This window comes from Mycobacterium sp. SA01, assembly GCF_041287105.1.
GTDB lineage: Bacteria > Actinomycetota > Actinomycetes > Mycobacteriales > Mycobacteriaceae > Mycobacterium.
On sequence record NZ_JBGGNO010000008.1, the window covers coordinates 30,856 to 47,355 of the forward strand.

A 16,500-nucleotide genomic window follows, 5' to 3' on the forward strand; every position below is an offset into this window, starting at 1 on the left:
GAAACGAAACAAAGGAGTCTCATGCACACCAAGACCGTCATCGTCGGCTCGGCGATCGGATTGCACGCCCGCCCCGCCGCGATCATCTCGGAAGCCGCTGTCAACGCCGGGGTTCCGGTGACGTTGGCGGTGGACGGCGGCGAGCCGGTGGACGCCGGTTCGGCACTGATGATCATGACCCTGGGCGCGGGAAACGGCGCGCAGGTGACCGTCGCCTCCGAGGACGAGGCCGCCTGCAAGGCGATCGCCGAGCTGGTGCAGCAAGATCTCGACGCCTGATCCGGCTGCTGTCAGGCACGGCCTTTGATGACGTCAGGCCTGCTGAACGTCAGGCCTTCTGAACTACGTCGTCCCACGCGGCGTAGCCGCCGAGCAGATCGCTGACGTCATCGAATCCGCGGTTGCGGAGCAGGCTCGCCGCGACCGAGGACCGATAGCCGCCGGCGCAGTACACGACGGTGGGCCTGTGCGGGTCGAGCTCGTCCACCCGGTCGGGCAGCTGGCCCACCGGGATGTTGACGGCGCCACTCACCATGCCGGCGGCCGCTTCGCCCGGATTGCGGACGTCGACCAGTTGCAGCTCCGGCACCTCGGCGATGCGATCGCCGAGGCCACTGGCGGTCAGCCGGGAGGCCACCTCGACGTCGTCGCGATGGGTGAACATCACCTCGTACGGCTCGGCGAGGTAGCCGATGACCCGGTCGAAACCGATTCGGGCCAAGCGGTTTTTCCCTTCCAGCTCCTGACCGGGCTCCGTCATCAACACGATGTCGTTGTCGGGTTTGACCACCGAGCCGGCGAATTCGGCGTAACGGCCGCCCAATCCGATGTTGATGGCGCCGCGCAGGTGACCCAGCGCGAACTCCTCGGGCGCGCGTCCGTCGACCAGAGCCGCTCCGCCCGCCACCGCCGCACGCACCTCGGCGTACGTCATCGAACGGGGCGGCTTCGTCTCGTCCAGCAGGTCGCGATGCTTGCGGTTGAGGATGGCGTCGTAGACGAAGTAGCCCGGAGCGGGTGGTTGGTTCGCGGTGACGAGGTCCATGAAGGTCGCCTTGTCGGGCGCCCGCAGCGCGTAGTTCGTCATCCGCTGCTCACCCATGGTCGACCAGAGATCGGTCGAAAGATTCTTGCCGCAGGCCGATCCCGCCCCGTGAGCCGGATAGACCCGGGTGGCATCGGGCAGCGTCATCAACTTGTCGTGCAGTGAGTCGTACAGCTTGTCGGCCAGCTCCTCACGGGTGAATCCGATGGACGCCAGCAGGTCGGGACGACCGACATCGCCGATGAACAGGGTGTCGCCGGTCAGCACGCCGTACGGTTCGGTGTCATCGGAATGCTCGTAGAGCACGATGCTCAACGACTCGGGGGTGTGCCCCGGGGTGTGCCGGAACTCCAACTGAACCTCGCCCAGGGAGTAGCGCTCGCCGTCGGCGACGCCCATGAAGTCGAATTCCGCTTCCGCGACCGAGGAGTAGACGATCTTGGCACCGGTGGCCTTGGCCAATTCCAGGTGGCCGGACAGGAAGTCGGCATGGAAGTGCGTCTCGATGACGAGTTCGATTCGCATGCCGAGTTCTTCGGCGTCGGAGAGGTATTCGGACACATCCCGCTGTGGATCGACGACCACGGCGCGGCCCGTGGATTCGTCGCCGATCAGGTAAGACGCGTGTGACAGGCAGTCCAGGTAGTACTGAATGAATTTCATTTCGGTTCCTTTCTCCGGGACGATCAGCTTGTGCCGGCCGCAGCCGTGGTTCTGGCCAGCAGGCCGTGCAGGGGGCACGCGGCAATGTGGTTGCACGCGAACATGAATGCGGGCACAAGACCGGTGAGTGCGATGCCGACGTAGCCGACGATCGGATCGAGTTGTTGTCCGAGGATGACGGAGGCCATGATCAGGACGAACCAGCCGAATGACTTGCGCAGTACCTCGGGGTTGACCTTGGTGGCGAACCTCGAACCGATCAGTGCGCCGACGACGGCAGCAGCGGTCACCATGAGTGCCGTGGCCCAGTCGATCTGCACGACCGACAGGTAGCCGGCCAGGCCGGCGAATGAGTTCATCGCGATGACCGCGAGCGACGTTCCCACGGCGGCGGGCATCGCCAGCCCGCCGAGCAGCACGAGCGCCGGAACCACCAGGAATCCGCCCCCGGCACCGACGGTTCCTGTGACCAGGCCCAGTCCGAGGCCCAGCGCGGCGGTCTTGGCGAGCAGCGCTGCGCCGGTTTGCGCAGTGACGGTCGGCGTTCTGCGACCGCGCAACATCGCGATCGCAGTCACCACCATGATCACCGCGAACGCCACGAGCAGCGCGTCGCCGGAGATGAATCGGGTCAGCTGTCCGCCGCTGTATGCGCCCACCATGGACGTCGAGCCGAACAGCAGGGCGGTCCGCCACTGGACCCGCCCGGCGCGGGCATGTGAAACCGCCCCCACGGCACTGGTCACGCCGACCACCAGCAGTGACGTCGCGATGGCGTGCTTGGCGTCCATGCCGGCCACATAGGCCAGTAGCGGCACCGTGAGGATCGAACCGCCGCCTCCGAGCAGCCCCAACGAGATGCCGACCACAACCGCCAGCGCCACCGTCAACGCCAACATCGCACTCACCGGCCTTCCGAGTTATACCAGGGGGGGTATCCCGATATCCACGGTATATACCCCTACTGGTATATGCAAGAGCGCTACGTCACACCGCGGGCACGATCGGACTCGTGAGATGCGTGGACGTAGATCGGCCGCCGGTTTACGGGTGCAGCCTGGCGAGCACCGCCTCATAGGTGACCCATCCGACAAGGCAGGTCCGGTCCGGGTTCAACACGGGCAGACCACTGCCTCCCCGGCCCTTGAGCGCATCGAGGATACGGCGGACGTCGGCGTCAGAGGCGATGGCGGCCACCGGCTTGACCAAGTCCGACACCGTCGAGGGGGCATCCGCTTCATCAAGCGCCTCGGCCACGTCCTGGGCGGTGACGCATCCGGCGTACTGCCCGTCGTTGGTCACCACCGGCAACATGCCGAACGTCGTCTGTGACAGCGCCTTGGCGGCGGCGGTCATCGAACTGTCCACCACCAGCGGCTCGGGCGCAGGAACAGCGAGATCCGCCGCACGCAGGTCGGGCAGTTCGGCCGGCGGCTTGTCGAGGTCGACGCCCCGACGCCACAGCTTGGCCGTGTAGATGGTGTCTTTGGACAGCAGGTGCGCAGTGCCGGCAGCCATTACCACCGCTGCCATCAGCGGCAGGATGATCGAGTACTCGCCGGTGAGTTCGAACAGGATCACGACCGCGGTGATCGGCGCTCGTGTCGCGCCGGCCAGGGCTGCGCCCATCCCGATCAACCCATATGCCCCGGCGCTCTCGGTGAGCGTCGGAAACAGGCTATGGGCCACTGTCCCGAACGCCGTACCCGCCATGGCGCCGACGAAGAGCGTCGGCGCGAAAACTCCGCCGGAGCCGCCGATCCCGATGGTGAGGCTGGTCGCGAACATCTTGCCCACCATGAGAAGCAGCAACATGCCGATGACGTACCGGCCTTCGACCGCGTTCTCCAGGACTGGATAACCGACGCCATACATCTGAGGCAGGGCCAGCAGGACGCCGCCGAGGAGCAGTCCACCGACCGCGGGTCGGGCCCATTCCGGCCCGCGCCACAACCAGTCGCACAGGTCCTCCACGCGGTAGAGGATCTTCGAGAACGCCACTCCGACCACGCCCACCGCTACGCCGAGCGCGGCGTAGAGGAAGTATTCGGACACACTGCGCACGGCGAACGACGGCAGCGAGAGAAACGGCTGGTTGCCGAGCATGGCCCGGCCCACCACGTCAGCGGTGACACTCGACAGCACGACCGCGCCGAACGACTGGGCGGCGAAGTCCCGAAGGATGAGTTCCATGGCGAAGAACGGCCCGGCCAGCGGCGCATTGAAGGTCGCCGAGATTCCGGCCGCGGCGCCGCAAGCGACCAGAAGCCGGACCCGTGGGGTGTCGAGCCGAAGGATCTGGGCGATCGTGGAGCCGGCCGCCGAGCCGATCTGCACGATCGGCCCTTCCCGTCCGACCGACCCGCCGCCGCCGATGCACAACGCCGAGGCCAGCGCCTTGACCAGGGTGACTTGCGGTGCAATGCGGCCGCCCTTGTGGCTGACGGCATACATCACTTCAGGCACCCCGTGCCCACGCGCCTCCGGTGCGAACTTGTGCACGATGGGGCCGTATATCGCCCCCGCGATCACCGGGGCCAGCAGCAGGAACCAGATCCCCAGAGCCGGCCAATGCGCGCTCGGTATCCGCCCCAGCCCGGAATAGTCGTCGTAACCGGTGAATAGCCTGGTGAAAAAGGTGATCAGGTATCTGAAGCCAACCGCGCCCAGACCTGTTACCGCGCCGACGGCGACCGCGAGGGCCACCAGCGCCGACGGACTGTCGCGCAACCAGCCGACGACCACGTTGCGACTGGCCATCGGGATTCTTCGCGGCATTCCGAGTCCATCTGGCACTCCTGCAGTATGGAATAGTTGCACACTGCTTCCTAATCGAGCAGTCGCCGGCGCCTCGATGGCCGGCCGGCCCAGAACGGGGTCGGCCCGGCGCAGTGGTACCCCCACCAACGACGTTGCGTGCTCGATATCCGTTGGTCTGCAATATGATTCGTGAGCTCGCGGCTGGATTCGCGTCAGTGGCCCAGCAATGCTGCTAGCCTCACACCATGCCGCGGCCGCGACAGAATGATGACGTCGTCGAACCAGGCGGTCCGGTGGGCGCTTTCATTCGCAGGTCCGGCTATCTGCGGAAATGGTTGATCCTCGGCATTTCCATCGGCATCATCGCCGGGCTGGGGGCCGTCACCTTCTATCTCGCGCTCGACTACACCGGCCAATTTTTGCTCGGTTACGTCGGCGGCTATCAGATCCCCAAGCCGGTCGGCGACGGCGGACAGCCGGGGTCACCGGGGTTCGTCCGGCCGTGGGCCATACCGCTGGTGACTTTCGGCGGCGCGCTGGTTTCGGCGTGGATCGTGGCCAAATTCGCCCCCGAAGCCGAGGGCCACGGAACAGATTCTGCCATCGAGGCGGTCCACACCGACCCTCGGACGATCAGGGGCCGCACGATCGTGGTGAAGACGATCGCCAGTGCGCTGACGATCGGTTCTGGAGGTTCGGGCGGTCGGGAAGGACCCGCCGCACAGATCTCGGCCGGCTTCGGCTCGTTGATGACGCGTTGGCTCAACCTCAGCGATGAAGACGGACGGATCGCAGTATCGCTCGGGATCGGATCGGGAATCGGCGCGATCTTCGGGGCGCCACTCGGAGGGGCGGTGCTCGCGGCCTCGATCGTCTATCGCGAGGACTTCGACTACAAGGTGCTGGTTCCGGGATTCATCACCTCGGCCACCGCGTTCTCCGTGTTCGGATCGATCCTGGGATTCGAGCCGCTGTTCGGCTACGTGGCCTCCGACTTCCGATTCCATCAACCGGCGATCCTCATCTGGTTCGTCGTATTGGGCATCGTCGCCGCGGCGTTCGGATATCTGTACGCGCGAATCTTCTACGGCACCGTCTCCGTGACCGCCAAGCTACCGGGCAACAAGGTCATCAAGCCGGCACTGGGCGGTCTCCTCGTGGGTCTGCTCGCACTCGCCATCCCGCAGGTGCTCGCCAGCGGTTACGGATGGGCGCAAAAAGCCTCCGACACAAGCACTCTGCTGTCCATCCCGCTGTGGATCGTGCTGTTGCTTCCGCTCGCCAAAATCATCGCAACGTCGTTGTCGATCGGCACGGGCGGTTCCGGAGGCATCTTCGGCCCCGGTGTCGTCATCGGCGCATTCGTCGGCGCAGCGATCTGGCGGCTCGGGCACGACATCGGGCTGCCGGGTCTACCCGCCGGCCCCGGTCTCTTCGTGGTGGTCGGCATGATGGCGTGCTTCGGCAGCGTCGCTCACGCACCACTTGCCGTGATGATCATGGTTGCGGAAATGACCGGTTCCTTCTCGGTCATACCGTGCGCCCTGGTCGCAGTCGGGATCGCCTACCTGCTGATCTCACGCACGCCGGTATCGATCTACAAGGCACAGCGACTCAATCGAGACAGCGCCGGCGCCCAACGGGTGGCCGACTCGGCGCACGAGGTGCCCCGGCCGCGCGACGACTTCGCCGGCTAACAGGTCACCGTCTCAACACGATTCAGCAAAGTTCGGTTCTTTGAGGGGACCGTCCTGCGATCATCAGGGAGATGGACCCGACCGACGAGAAGGGTTTAACCAGTGAGAGCTCCAACGATGGCGCATCGGCTGGCCGCAGAATTCATCGGCACATTCCTGTTGGTTTTGGGTGGTTGCGGCGCAGCGGTATTCGCCGCCAACCCAGCTGAGGACAATTCCGTCGGTATCGGATTCCTCGGCGTTGCGCTGGCTTTCGGTCTCACCGTGCTGGCCGGCGTCTACGCGTTCGGAACGATCTCGGGTGGCCACTTCAACCCGGCGGTCACTTTCGGTGCGGCCCTGGCACGGCGCGTCGAATGGAAGGCGCTTCCGGCGTATTGGGTGGTGCAGGTCATCGGCGGCCTGGCCGCCGGGGCGGTGATCTATTGGATCGCCAACGGCAGAGCCGGTTTCACGCCGACGGGTCACATGGCCGCCAACGGATTCGGTGAGCACTCACCGTTCCACTACTCGCTGGCCGCGGTGGTGATCGCCGAGGCGCTCCTGACCTTCCTGTTCTTGCTGGTGATCTTGGGCGCCACCGACGACCGCGCGCCAAAAGGCTTCGCGGGCTTGGCAATCGGCTTGACGCTGACGCTCATACACCTGATCTCGATCCCGATCTCGAACACGTCGGTGAACCCGGCCCGCTCGATGGGTGTCGCGTTCTTCAACGGCGACGGTGCACCCGCCCAACTCTGGGTGTTCTGGCTTGCCCCGCTCGCCGGCGCGGCCGTGGCGGGTGCTCTCTACCCGCTGCTGTTCGGCCGCGCCGAGGAGCTCGCGGACCGTCCGGTCCGCGACGACGCGCTGGAGTCGAAGGACTAGCTCTTCGCCTTCGCAGCCTTGGCTGCGCCCTTCTCCGTCGACTTGCCCTCGTGTGACAAAGTCCCACCGGCGTTTTCGAGGTGGGCACGCACGAACCACTGGAACTTTTCCAGCTCGGCGGCGTGACCGATGAGGATGTCCTGGGTCACCGGGTCGAGTTCCTCGGTCGCTTCGATGTTGTTGCGCAGGTCCTCGATGACACCGTCGTACACCAAATCGACTGCGGCGAGGTGGGCCTGCACGGTGTCGCGCCCGACGCTGTAGTCGTCCCACGTGCGGTCCTTGAGGATCGCACCCGGGGTGCCCTGCGGCGACGCGCCCAGAGTCGCGATCCGTTCGGCGACTTCGTCGGCGTAGCCGCGGACCAGGTCGACCTGCGGATCGATCATCTCGTGGACGCCGATGAAGTTGGGGCCGACCACATTCCAGTGCACATGCTTCAACGTGAGGTGCAGGTCGTTGTAGGTGCTCAACTGCTTCTGCAGGAGATCGGTCACCTTACGAGCCTTAGCTTCGGTCATTCCGGGGACGGTGAACTTGGCACGCATCAATAGCTCCTTTCGCGCGCTGGCTTCTCGTCCGCCACATACCCGGGTTGCCGTGCTGGTAACCGGATGTAAGAGCTGCGTCACAAATTGCTGATGTGCTGCACCGGCAGCCGCGCGCCGAAACGCGGCTTGTACGCAAGCCGGCTGGCTTCGAGCAATCGGATCGCTCGGTACCGATGCGGACGTTCCGGCTCCAGCAACTCCACCATGCCTGCGTCGTCGACGGGAGTGCCGATCAGCGTCCAGCCGACCATCTTCGAAATGTGGTAGTCCCCGATCGACAGCGCATCGGTGTCACCGAAGGCCCGCTGCGCGGTCTCGGCCGCCGTCCAGACCCCCACGCCCGGCAGCGTGGTGAGGGCGTCGCGCGCCGCGGTCGTGGACCGGCCGGACAACCGTTCCAGCGCGTCCGCGCGCTGTGCGCATCCGATGATCGTGCGGGCGCGGCCGGGATCGACGTTGGCGCGGTGGAACTCCCACGACGGGATGCGCCGCCAGACGTCAGCGGCCGGTGGCACCCGCATCCGTGCGGGCGCGGGGCCGGGCGCCGGGCTGCCGAACCTGGTGACCAGCAGCCGCCAGGCGCGAAACGCGTCGGCGCCCGGCACGCGTTGCTCGATCACCGCGGGGATCAACGCCTCGAGCACCCGTGCGGTGCGGCCGAGGCGCAGATGGGGCACCCGCTTGGATGCGGCATGGATGACCGGGTGCTGCGGGCGGTAGCCGCCGGGGTCGTCGTCGACGCCCAGCAGCGCGGGCAGCGCCTCGATGAACTCGTCGGCGCCGTCACCCCACGCCTGGCACCCGACGGCGTCGGGAGCGGTGCGGTAGATCCGGGCTGTCACCGGCCCGCTGGCTTGCAGGCTCGTGCGCCAGATCGCGCGCTCGTCGTCGAGTTGGTAGCACGGGTCGCCGGGTCCGCGGCGTTGCGGCGCCAACGTCAGCCCCGGGCTGGCGGGCCCGGGAAAAGTCAGGACACGCTCGACAGGCACCTGGTCAGTCCGGTGCGACGCTGATATCGGCCTTGTTCGGATAGAACGCGACGTGTCCGGCGATCGCGGCGACCGCCGGGTAGGGCTCCTCGTAGGTCCAGATCGCGTCCTCGACCGTCGCGTCCCCCGCGGTGACGCTGTAGTAGCTGGCCTCACCCTTGTACGGGCAGTACGTGCGGGTGTCGGTGCAGGCCAGCACCGCCGGGTCGACGTCGCCGAGTGGGATGTACTGCACCACGGGATAGGTGGATTCGGCCAGGCCGAGCGCGGCGCGGGTGTCGGCGACGAGTTGCCCGTTGACCCGGACCTGCACCCGGCCGGTGGTCGGGGTGATCGTGATCGGGTGATCGGCGGTCGGCTGCTTGATTTCACGTGTGCTCATCGGTGTCTCCTCCGGAGTCGGCGTAGGTGGTGCAACACCGCCCTGCCCTCACGATTCCCACGGTAGATCGCGCGGCGTCAGGGGCGCCGGGCGATCGCGTCCGCGATCACCGCGATCGGCGAGGTCGACGCCCGCCCGCCGTCTTCGTGCCGGTCGGCCAGCTTGTATGCGGTGTACATGCCACGTACCCCGAGCCAGCGCAGCGGCTCGGGCTCCCAGGTGGCCGAGTGGTGACCGACCCAGGGCAGCGCGGTGAGCGGGGTGGACCGTTTGAGCACCAGGTCGGTCAGGGTCCGGCCGGCCAGGTTGGTCGCCGTCACACCGTGGCCGACGTAGCCGCCCGCCTCCCCGAGTCCGGTGGCCGGATCGAGGCTGACACCGGCCGACCAGTCCCGGGGGACGCCCAGCACGCCGCACCAGCCGTGGGCGATCGGCACCCCCCGGGTCTGCGGCAGCGCGGTGTTGAGCACCCCGGTGAGGTAGGCGATGGTGTCCGCGCCGACCGCGCCGTCGTTGTCGATGCGGGAGGCGTAGCGGTAGGGCACCGCCCGGCCGCCGATCGCGATCCGGTTGTCGGCGGTGCGCTGGGCGTAGAAGAACCCGTGCGCCAGATCGCCCAGCGTTTCCCGGCCCGCCCAGCCGATGGTCGCCCAGACGTCGTCGGACATCGGCTCGGTCGCAATCATCGCGCTGTTCATCGGCAGCCAGCGCCGCCGCAATCCGCGCATCCGGGCGGTGAAGCCCTCGGTGGCCCGCAGCACGATCGGCGCGCGCACCACTCCCCGCGGGGTCTCCGCGCGGCCGGGGCTGATCGTGGTCACCGGGGTCTGTTCGTAGATCGTGACGCCGAGGCGCTCCACGACGTCGGCGAGGCCGCGGGCCAGCTTGGCCGGCTGGATACGGGCGCAGTGCGGGTTGAACATCCCGAGCACCAGGCTGTCCACCCGGATCCGCTCGGCCGCTTCCGCGGCGGTCAGCAGTTCGATGCCGTCGGTGCCCCACTCGCGGTCTTCGTCGGCCTCGGCGCGCAGCCGGCGGGCCTGCGAGGGGTTGCGGGCCACCTCGAGGTTGCCGCCCTTGACGATGTCGGCGTCGATGCCTTCCTGCGCGGCCACGTCGATCACCTCGTCGACGGCGGCGTTGAGGGTCTGCTGCCAGGCGACGACGTTGGCGCGGCCGTACGTCTTGGCCAGCAGCCCGCGGTGGCCGGGTGCCAGGCCGGACAGCCAGCCGCCGTTGCGGCCAGATGCGCCGAACCCGGCGAACCGGGCCTCCACAATGACGATCCGCAACGACGGGTCGGCCTTCTTCAGGTAGTAGGCGGTCCACAGTCCGGTGTAGCCCGCGCCGACGATGCAGACGTCGGCGTCGCGGTCACCGGGCAGCGCGGGACGCGGTTGGGGAAGCTCGGTGAACCAGTGCGACACGGCGCCGTTGATTGTGGCCATGGCAAGAATCTAGCGGCACGCCATGGACGTTGATCGCCCTCACTGGACGACGAGTTGTCCGTGCATCGCCGGGTGATAGGTGCAGTGGTACGGGTACGTTCCCGGCTTGCTCGGCGCGGTGAAGGTGGCCGTACCCTTCTCGCCGACCTCGACGTTGAACGCGGAGCCGGAGTCGGCGGTGACGGTGTGCTCGACGCCGTCGGAATTGGTGACGCTGACGGTGGCTCCGGGCGGAACCGGGCCGGGCGAGCCGAATGTCATGTCGGCGATGCTGATCGTCGGGCCGGCCGCGGGCGGCGCGGAGGACGGTGAGGCTGTGGTTCCCGCCGAGCACGCCGCCACCAGAAGTACTGCGGCGATGGCGATGGCGACGGACAAGGCAAAGATGCGAGGCGTCATACGCGGGACACGTATTCGCCTGCGGACGGGTTCAGTGCCCGATCGTTCCGAGCCCGATCACTCCGACCGGCTTGCCTTCGCCTGCCGTTTCGCCTCCCGCAACCCGACCCAGAAGCGTGCGGCCTCGCGGATGGATTCCTCGACGGGGCGCGGCTGCCAGCCCAGTTCCTGGACGGCCTTGCTGCAGTCCAGCGGTCCCTCGGCGCGCATCAGCCGCAGCGAGCCCAGCGACAACTTCTCGTCGGTCTTCTTCAGCCGGGCTTTGGCGGTGCCCAGCGCGGCCAGCGCGTAGGCGAGCGGCAGCGGGATCGTCTTCGTCGGCGGCGGCATGTTCGCCTCCAGGGCCGCGATGCGGGCCACTTCGGCGTTGCTGATCATCTTCTCCGAGATCAGGTAGCGCTCCCCGACCCGGCCGCGCTCGGCGGCCAGGATCATCGCGCGGGCTGCGTCGTCGACGCCGACGGCTTCGAGTTCGATACCGCCCATCACGAACGGCAGCTTGCCGAAAGCGGCCCCGGCGATGATGGCGCCGTGCGGGGTTCGCCCCCAGTCACCGCCGCCGTAGGTCGTGGACACGCACATGGCGATCGCGGGCAGGCCGTGGTCGCGGGCGTAGCGCAGCACCAGTTCTTCGGCCTGCACCCGGGACCGGACGTACGGGGTGAGTCCGCGGTCGGTGATGATGTCGGTTTCGGTGACCGTCCGGCCGCGACGGCGCCCGACGGTGACGTAGCTGCTGGTGAAGATGAAGCGGTGCAGGCCGGCGGTTCTGGCCACATCCAGGACATTGCGGGTGCCCCCGACGTTGGTGTGGAAAAGCGGTGCCGGATCGCTGAGCCAGCCGCGAGCGTCGACCACGCAGTAGTAGACGTCGTCGACGCCGGCCATCGCCTCACGCAGCACGTCGTTGTCCCAGATGTCGCCGACGAAGCGCTGCACGTCGAGGTCGTCGATCGAGATCGTGGAAGCGTTCGGCCGCACCATGACTCGCACCTGATGCCCGTCGGCGACCAGCTGCCGGGTGACGTGCGAGCCGAGGAACCCGTTGGCCCCGATGACGAGTTTCGGCTGGGTCACTTCATGCCCCCGTTGGCTTTCATCCAGGCGGCCGCCTCCTCGTCGAGGGTGCCGAGCTTCTCGGCCTTCTTGCACCACCTCATGCTGGCCTGCAGGAATTTCAGCGGGTTGTAGATGTCCTCCTGGCGCGACCAGAGGCCGTCGCCGGCGTAGGTGACGATCGAGATGTTGGTGGCGCTGATGATCGTGCCGTCACCAGGGTCGCGCATTGGGTTGTCCAGCTCGCAGATGACCCGCCCGGTCTCCTCGTCGAACACGGCCCACAGCGACGGGAACTCGGTCATGTAGCTGCCGGGGAAGCTGCCCATGGTCTTGGTGATCCAGGCGCGTACTTCGTCGCGGCCCTTCATCGTGCCCATCGCGTGCTCGATGTAGTCGACGTCGGGGGTGTAGTGACTCACCCAGGCGTCCCAGTCCTGGGTTCTGGCGGCCTCGGCGACGGTGTTCTCGAAAGTCGCGAAAGCGTCGGTCAGTTCTTCACGGGAAAATCGCGCCACAGCTTCAAACTAGAACACGTTCTATCGACCTTTGTCGAGGGCTTGCCGGTATCACGACCCGGCGGCGCGACTGCGTGATCTCCGGGACAAAACGGCTGTCAGGCCGATGCCGAGGATCGCAGCGGCCCCCACCGCAGACAGGACGATCGTCCAGATCCGCCGATCGGTCAGCTCCTTGTGGCACAACTCCACGTAGTCGGTGTTGACGATGATGTCGTCATGCGGTTCGGCCATGCCCGGCGTCTCCGGGACACCAGCCGGGCTGGGCATGTTCTTTCCGCCCTGCGCCGTCGCCGCCCGCGCGGCAGACAGGTCTGGAGCGATCGCGCTGCCACAGTCGACGTTCAGAGGTTCCGCTACGGCGGGACCTCGATTTCCGGGCCCCGCATGGACGGGAGTGGCGAGTCCGGCGATGCCTACGATCAATGCAGTCACGCCGACAAACAGAACGATCCACCGAGTAATCATGTTTGTGCCCTACCCGCTCTCGCCGGTTTCACGCCCCTCGACGGCACTTCGCCGCCGCCACCGCCCACGCGGTCGCGACTCAGCGGTCGGTCTTGCGGCGGTTGCGGCCCTTGGCGGCATACAACTCCGCGTCTGCGGCGGCGTAGAGCGCCGCGATGTCGGCGGTGTCGCCGGGCTGCGACGCCTCCCCGACGCTGGTGTCTGGAGTGTGCAGCCCGACGTCGGCGACGAACCGTTGCGCCGACGACGCATCACGGTCGGCTATGCATGCGGCGAACTCGTCACCGCCCAGCCGCGCCAGCACGGCGTCGCGCGGCAACAGGTCGCGCCACCGGCGCGCGTGTTCGGCCAGGTGCTCATCACCCGCCAGATGCCCGCGAGTGTCGTTGAGCTGCTTGAAACCGTCGAGGTCCATGACGACGACTGTGATGATGGGCTTCGCTGAGCGCCCGCGCGCCAGGAGCTCTCCGGTGGCGATCTCCCAGCCGGCGCGGTTCAGCAGACCGGTCAGCGGATCCGTGCACGCACTCGTGACCAACGCGCGCATCACCAGCCCGAACGACTCCCCCGCGCCGACGATCGCGATGACCCAGATCAGGTAGTCGATCCCCAGCTTGGGCGCCGGCGAGATGGCCAGCGCCAGCACTGCTGCCACCGTGAGCAAGCCGATGAGCACCGCCGCCCGCCGGGGTGGATAGAACGCCCGCAGATACATCGCCAGAAACATCGGCGCGACCAGGCAGATGATCTCCGCTGCGATCGCGATGTGGAACGCCATCACCACCGGGGTGGCGATGATCGCGGCCAGGGTGGCCGGCGCCGGCTTGTCAGGCTTGACGGCCAGCCAGGCCAGCGCCGCGACGCCGAGCACGATGGCCAGCACGCCTCCGAGCGGATTCGCGTAGATCAATTCCGGATGCAGCGGCCAGATCGTGAACACCACGCCGTAGACGTAGAGGAACGTCGTGAGGCTCAAATAGATGCGCAGCAACCGGATCTGCTGGGCACCGTGGAAGTCGCTGCCGGAGAGCGCGAGCATCTTCACCCGATACACGAGGTCCCACCCCTGTGCATGGGGGTGCAAATCAGGCGAAGCCGCATCGAGTCAAACTTTCCTGCTCAGAACCGGCGCCAGTGCCGACCGACAATTGTGACACCGCGACGCACGCGCCGCAGCGCGCGCCAGTCCTGACGGATCTCTGACATGGGAACTATCTGAACAACCATTGAGGTTAAACCGACATGGCGCATGACTATCACCGCAATCCCGCCGCCGTTTCCGCGCTGTCCCCGGAGCAATATCGGGTAACCCAGGAGAACGGGACCGAGCGGCCCTTCACCGGCGAGTATTGGGACAACCACGAACCGGGCATCTACGTCGACGTCGTCTCGGGCGAACCGTTGTTCGCCTCGACCGACAAGTTCGAGAGTGGATCCGGCTGGCCCAGTTTCACCAAGCCGATCGAGACGTCCCCCGGAAAAGTCAACGTCGTCACGAAACGGGACTTCAGCCACCTGATGGTCCGTACCGAGGTTCGCTCGGCGGCCGGCGACAGCCATCTGGGGCACGTATTCAAAGACGGCCCTCGCGCGCAGGGAGGGTTGCGCTACTGCATCAACTCCGCTTCGCTGAGATTCATCGGGCTCGACGACCTCGAGGCGCAGGGCTACGGCGAGTACAGGCATCTGTTCGAGACTTCCAAGGAGGACGCGTGAGCAACACCAAGAGGGCGATCCTGGCAGGCGGTTGCTTCTGGGGCATGCAGGATCTGATCCGCAAGCAGCCCGGCGTGGTGTCCACCCGGGTGGGCTACACCGGCGGCCAGAACGACCACCCCACCTACCGCAACCATCCCGGCCATGCCGAGGCGATCGAGATCGAGTACGACCCGGCGCAGACCGACTTCCGCGCGCTGCTGGAGTTCTTCTTCCAGATCCACGATCCGAGCACGAAGAACCGGCAGGGCAATGACGTCGGGACCAGCTACCGGTCGGCGATCTTCTACCTCGACGACGAGCAGAAGCAGATCGCGCTGGACACCATCGCCGACGTCGACGCCTCCGGGCTGTGGCCGGGCAAGGTGGTCACCGAGGTGACGCCGGCCAGTGACTTCTGGGATGCCGAGCCCGAGCATCAGGACTACCTGCTGCACTACCCGAACGGCTACACCTGCCACTTCCCGCGGGCGGGGTGGAAGCTACCGAAGCGGGCTCAGGTCTAGCCTTCGCTTTCGAGCCCTCGCGCCGAGTGTGCGGATTCGTACGTGACACACCGTTGTTCGCGTATCAGGACGCACGCTCGGCGCGCTGTTGGGCCCGTCGGTGCACGACGACGCGTCCACCCTTTTTCGGCGTGAATGCCACGCCCCGGGAGTGCCACTTCTCCCCCGGCGCGCTGGTGGTGGCAATGGTGAAGTGCCGCAACACCGTACGCAGGACGACGTCCATCTCCATGTTGGCGAAGGCCGCGCCGATGCAACGCCGGGTTCCGCCACCGAACGGCACCCAGGCGAAGGTGTTGGGCCTGGTGTCGAGAAACCGCAGCGGGTCGAAGCGCTCCGGATCGGGGAACATCTCCGGGTTCTCATGCAGCTGACACAGGCTGACCATCACTGAATATCCTTGCGGCACCACCCATTCACCGAGTTCGTAGCTCGGCACCTGGACATGACGACCGGAGAAGTCGATCACCGTCCGATTGCGCTGAACCTCCAGGATCGTGGCCTGCCGGTAGGAATTGTCCTCGGTGTCGGCCTCGGCAACCAGGCGGCTCAGCACCTCGGGGTGGCGCGAGATCCGCTCGAACGCCCATGCCAGCGTGGACGCGGTGGTCTCGTGCCCCGCGGCCAGCAGTGTCAGCAGTTCGTCGCCGATTTCGCCGCGCGTCATCGGCGAGCCGTCGTCATAGGTGCTCCGCAGGAACAGCGACAGCACGTCGGTGCGGTCCTCGAGATTGGGGTCGCTCTGCGCCCGGCTGATCAGGGTGTCCACCAGGCCCTCGTACTCCCGACGGTATCGGACCAGCCTTCCCCATGGCGTCCAGGGCCTTTCGCGTTTCGGCGAAGGCAGCACGGCCAGGCGTGATCCCAGGGTCACCCACTTCGGGATGAGCTCACGCAGGCGCTGCAGTTCGACACCGTCGGCGCCGAAGATCGCGCGCAGGATGATGTTGAGGGTGATGTGCATCATCGGCTCGAGCGTCGCGAATTCGGTTCCCTGCGGCCATGATTCGATCTCGCGCAGGGTTTCCTCCACCACGATCTGCTCGTAGGCCCGGATGCTCTTGCCGTGAAACGGCGGGGTGAGCAGCTTGCGCCGCGCGCGATGCTCGGCCCCGTCCAGAGCGAATACCGAGCCCGGGCCCAGCAGCCTGCTCAGGTTTGGCTGGATGTTGTAGAGGATGTCCGGACTGGTGGTGAAGATCTGCTTGGTGAGCGCGGGATCCGAGACGGCGACGGTGTTCCCGAAGACCGGGATCCGCACCGTGACACAACGGCCGTAGCGTCGGGTCAGCCACTCGGTGGTGGGCCGGCGGGCCACCATGAACGCGAGGCTGACCAGCGCGTTCGGCACTCCCGGCGATGGCGGCAACTTCGGTTCGGCGCGGACCGGCGCGGCCACGGTTGACGCTTGGCTCATCGGTGAGGCCCTCCCAGA

The 16,500-nt window shown here is 66.8% G+C and carries 18 protein-coding genes; 5 read left to right on the forward strand and 13 right to left on the reverse strand.

From position 1 onward, the window contains the following. Nucleotides 1-21 precede the first annotated feature (21 nt). Nucleotides 22-279 (forward strand): HPr family phosphocarrier protein, encoded by a 258-nt coding sequence (locus tag AB4879_RS01130; protein ID WP_036342539.1) that lies wholly within the window; start codon nt 22-24, stop codon nt 277-279. A gap of 49 nt (nt 280-328) precedes the next feature. Here AB4879_RS01130 and AB4879_RS01135 read toward each other — a convergent pair whose 3' ends face one another. From AB4879_RS01135 to AB4879_RS01145, 3 genes are all read right to left on the reverse strand, one after another. After that, on the reverse strand, nt 329-1,708 hold the full coding sequence (locus tag AB4879_RS01135; RefSeq protein ID WP_370506077.1) for a rhodanese-like domain-containing protein: 1,380 nt from the start codon (nt 1,706-1,708) through the stop codon (nt 329-331). 23 nt (nt 1,709-1,731) lie between these two features. Next, complete coding sequence (locus AB4879_RS01140) at nt 1,732-2,607, reverse strand: sulfite exporter TauE/SafE family protein (RefSeq protein ID WP_370506140.1); 876 nt, start codon at nt 2,605-2,607, stop codon at nt 1,732-1,734. Nucleotides 2,608-2,752: 145 nt separating this feature from the next. Beyond that, the gene (locus AB4879_RS01145; RefSeq protein ID WP_233209394.1) at nt 2,753-4,468 is read right to left on the reverse strand and encodes a chloride channel protein; all 1,716 of its coding nucleotides are present in this window, start codon (nt 4,466-4,468) and stop codon (nt 2,753-2,755) included. A 245-nt stretch (nt 4,469-4,713) separates the two neighbouring features. Here AB4879_RS01145 and AB4879_RS01150 point away from each other — a divergent pair, with 245 nt between their 5' ends. Beyond that, nucleotides 4,714-6,165 carry a chloride channel protein gene (locus AB4879_RS01150; protein WP_370506078.1) on the forward strand — a complete coding sequence of 484 codons (1,452 nt, stop codon included), beginning with the start codon at nt 4,714-4,716 and terminating at the stop codon, nt 6,163-6,165. Between the two features lie 102 nt (nt 6,166-6,267). Next, entirely contained in the window at nt 6,268-7,032 is a 765-nt protein-coding gene (gene aqpZ, locus AB4879_RS01155) for an aquaporin Z (protein WP_370506079.1), read from the forward strand. On the opposite strand, the gene AB4879_RS01160 is transcribed toward aqpZ, so the two are convergent. From AB4879_RS01160 to AB4879_RS01200, 9 genes are all read right to left on the reverse strand, one after another. Further along, nucleotides 7,029-7,580: a Dps family protein gene (locus AB4879_RS01160; protein WP_036342526.1), complete on the reverse strand. Its 552-nt coding sequence runs from the start codon at nt 7,578-7,580 to the stop codon at nt 7,029-7,031. The genes aqpZ and AB4879_RS01160 overlap by 4 nt on opposite strands. An 80-nt stretch (nt 7,581-7,660) precedes the next feature. Then, nucleotides 7,661-8,572 carry a DNA-3-methyladenine glycosylase gene (locus AB4879_RS01165; protein WP_370506080.1) on the reverse strand — a complete coding sequence of 304 codons (912 nt, stop codon included), beginning with the start codon at nt 8,570-8,572 and terminating at the stop codon, nt 7,661-7,663. 4 nt (nt 8,573-8,576) lie between these two features. Further along, complete coding sequence (locus AB4879_RS01170; RefSeq protein ID WP_102808484.1) at nt 8,577-8,954, reverse strand: DUF427 domain-containing protein; 378 nt, start codon at nt 8,952-8,954, stop codon at nt 8,577-8,579. Nucleotides 8,955-9,031: 77 nt separating this feature from the next. Then, entirely contained in the window at nt 9,032-10,402 is a 1,371-nt protein-coding gene (locus AB4879_RS01175; protein WP_370506081.1) for an NAD(P)/FAD-dependent oxidoreductase, read from the reverse strand. Nucleotides 10,403-10,441: 39 nt separating this feature from the next. Further along, nucleotides 10,442-10,780 carry a cupredoxin domain-containing protein gene (locus tag AB4879_RS01180; RefSeq protein WP_370506082.1) on the reverse strand — a complete coding sequence of 113 codons (339 nt, stop codon included), beginning with the start codon at nt 10,778-10,780 and terminating at the stop codon, nt 10,442-10,444. Between the two features lie 78 nt (nt 10,781-10,858). Then, entirely contained in the window at nt 10,859-11,878 is a 1,020-nt protein-coding gene (locus tag AB4879_RS01185) for an NAD-dependent epimerase/dehydratase family protein (RefSeq protein ID WP_370506083.1), read from the reverse strand. Then, nucleotides 11,875-12,375, reverse strand: a complete 501-nt coding sequence (locus tag AB4879_RS01190; protein WP_102808480.1) for a nuclear transport factor 2 family protein — start codon at nt 12,373-12,375, stop codon at nt 11,875-11,877. Before AB4879_RS01190 ends, AB4879_RS01185 begins: the two co-directional genes overlap by 4 nt. A 51-nt stretch (nt 12,376-12,426) precedes the next feature. Next, on the reverse strand, nt 12,427-12,645 hold the full coding sequence (locus tag AB4879_RS01195) for a hypothetical protein (protein ID WP_370506084.1): 219 nt from the start codon (nt 12,643-12,645) through the stop codon (nt 12,427-12,429). A gap of 277 nt (nt 12,646-12,922) precedes the next feature. Continuing rightward, nucleotides 12,923-13,888 (reverse strand): diguanylate cyclase domain-containing protein, encoded by a 966-nt coding sequence (locus tag AB4879_RS01200; RefSeq protein WP_370506141.1) that lies wholly within the window; start codon nt 13,886-13,888, stop codon nt 12,923-12,925. 197 nt (nt 13,889-14,085) lie between these two features. Between AB4879_RS01200 and msrB the strand changes: the two genes are divergently transcribed. Beyond that, entirely contained in the window at nt 14,086-14,559 is a 474-nt protein-coding gene (msrB, locus tag AB4879_RS01205) for a peptide-methionine (R)-S-oxide reductase MsrB (protein WP_102808478.1), read from the forward strand. Further along, nucleotides 14,556-15,065: a peptide-methionine (S)-S-oxide reductase MsrA gene (gene msrA, locus AB4879_RS01210; protein WP_370506085.1), complete on the forward strand. Its 510-nt coding sequence runs from the start codon at nt 14,556-14,558 to the stop codon at nt 15,063-15,065. Before msrB ends, msrA begins: the two co-directional genes overlap by 4 nt. Before the next feature lie 64 nt (nt 15,066-15,129). On the opposite strand, the gene AB4879_RS01215 is transcribed toward msrA, so the two are convergent. After that, entirely contained in the window at nt 15,130-16,482 is a 1,353-nt protein-coding gene (locus AB4879_RS01215; RefSeq protein ID WP_370506086.1) for a cytochrome P450, read from the reverse strand. Nucleotides 16,483-16,500 lie beyond the last annotated feature (18 nt).

Excerpts from the sequence above, each read along its gene's own strand:
- AB4879_RS01130 (WP_036342539.1), top strand. The coding sequence starts at position 22 with ATGCACACCAAGACCGTCATCGTCGGCTCGGCGATCGGATTGCACGCC.
- AB4879_RS01135 (WP_370506077.1), bottom strand. The coding sequence starts at position 1,708 with ATGAAATTCATTCAGTACTACCTGGACTGCCTGTCACACGCGTCTTAC.
- AB4879_RS01140 (WP_370506140.1), bottom strand. The coding sequence starts at position 2,607 with ATGTTGGCGTTGACGGTGGCGCTGGCGGTTGTGGTCGGCATCTCGTTG.
- AB4879_RS01145 (WP_233209394.1), bottom strand. The coding sequence starts at position 4,468 with ATGGCCAGTCGCAACGTGGTCGTCGGCTGGTTGCGCGACAGTCCGTCG.
- AB4879_RS01150 (WP_370506078.1), top strand. The coding sequence starts at position 4,714 with ATGCCGCGGCCGCGACAGAATGATGACGTCGTCGAACCAGGCGGTCCG.
- AB4879_RS01160 (WP_036342526.1), bottom strand. The coding sequence starts at position 7,580 with ATGCGTGCCAAGTTCACCGTCCCCGGAATGACCGAAGCTAAGGCTCGT.
- AB4879_RS01170 (WP_102808484.1), bottom strand. The coding sequence starts at position 8,954 with ATGAGCACACGTGAAATCAAGCAGCCGACCGCCGATCACCCGATCACG.
- AB4879_RS01175 (WP_370506081.1), bottom strand. The coding sequence starts at position 10,402 with ATGGCCACAATCAACGGCGCCGTGTCGCACTGGTTCACCGAGCTTCCC.
- AB4879_RS01195 (WP_370506084.1), bottom strand. The coding sequence starts at position 12,645 with ATGCCCAGCCCGGCTGGTGTCCCGGAGACGCCGGGCATGGCCGAACCG.
- msrB (WP_102808478.1), top strand. The coding sequence starts at position 14,086 with ATGGCGCATGACTATCACCGCAATCCCGCCGCCGTTTCCGCGCTGTCC.
- AB4879_RS01215 (WP_370506086.1), bottom strand. The coding sequence starts at position 16,482 with ATGAGCCAAGCGTCAACCGTGGCCGCGCCGGTCCGCGCCGAACCGAAG.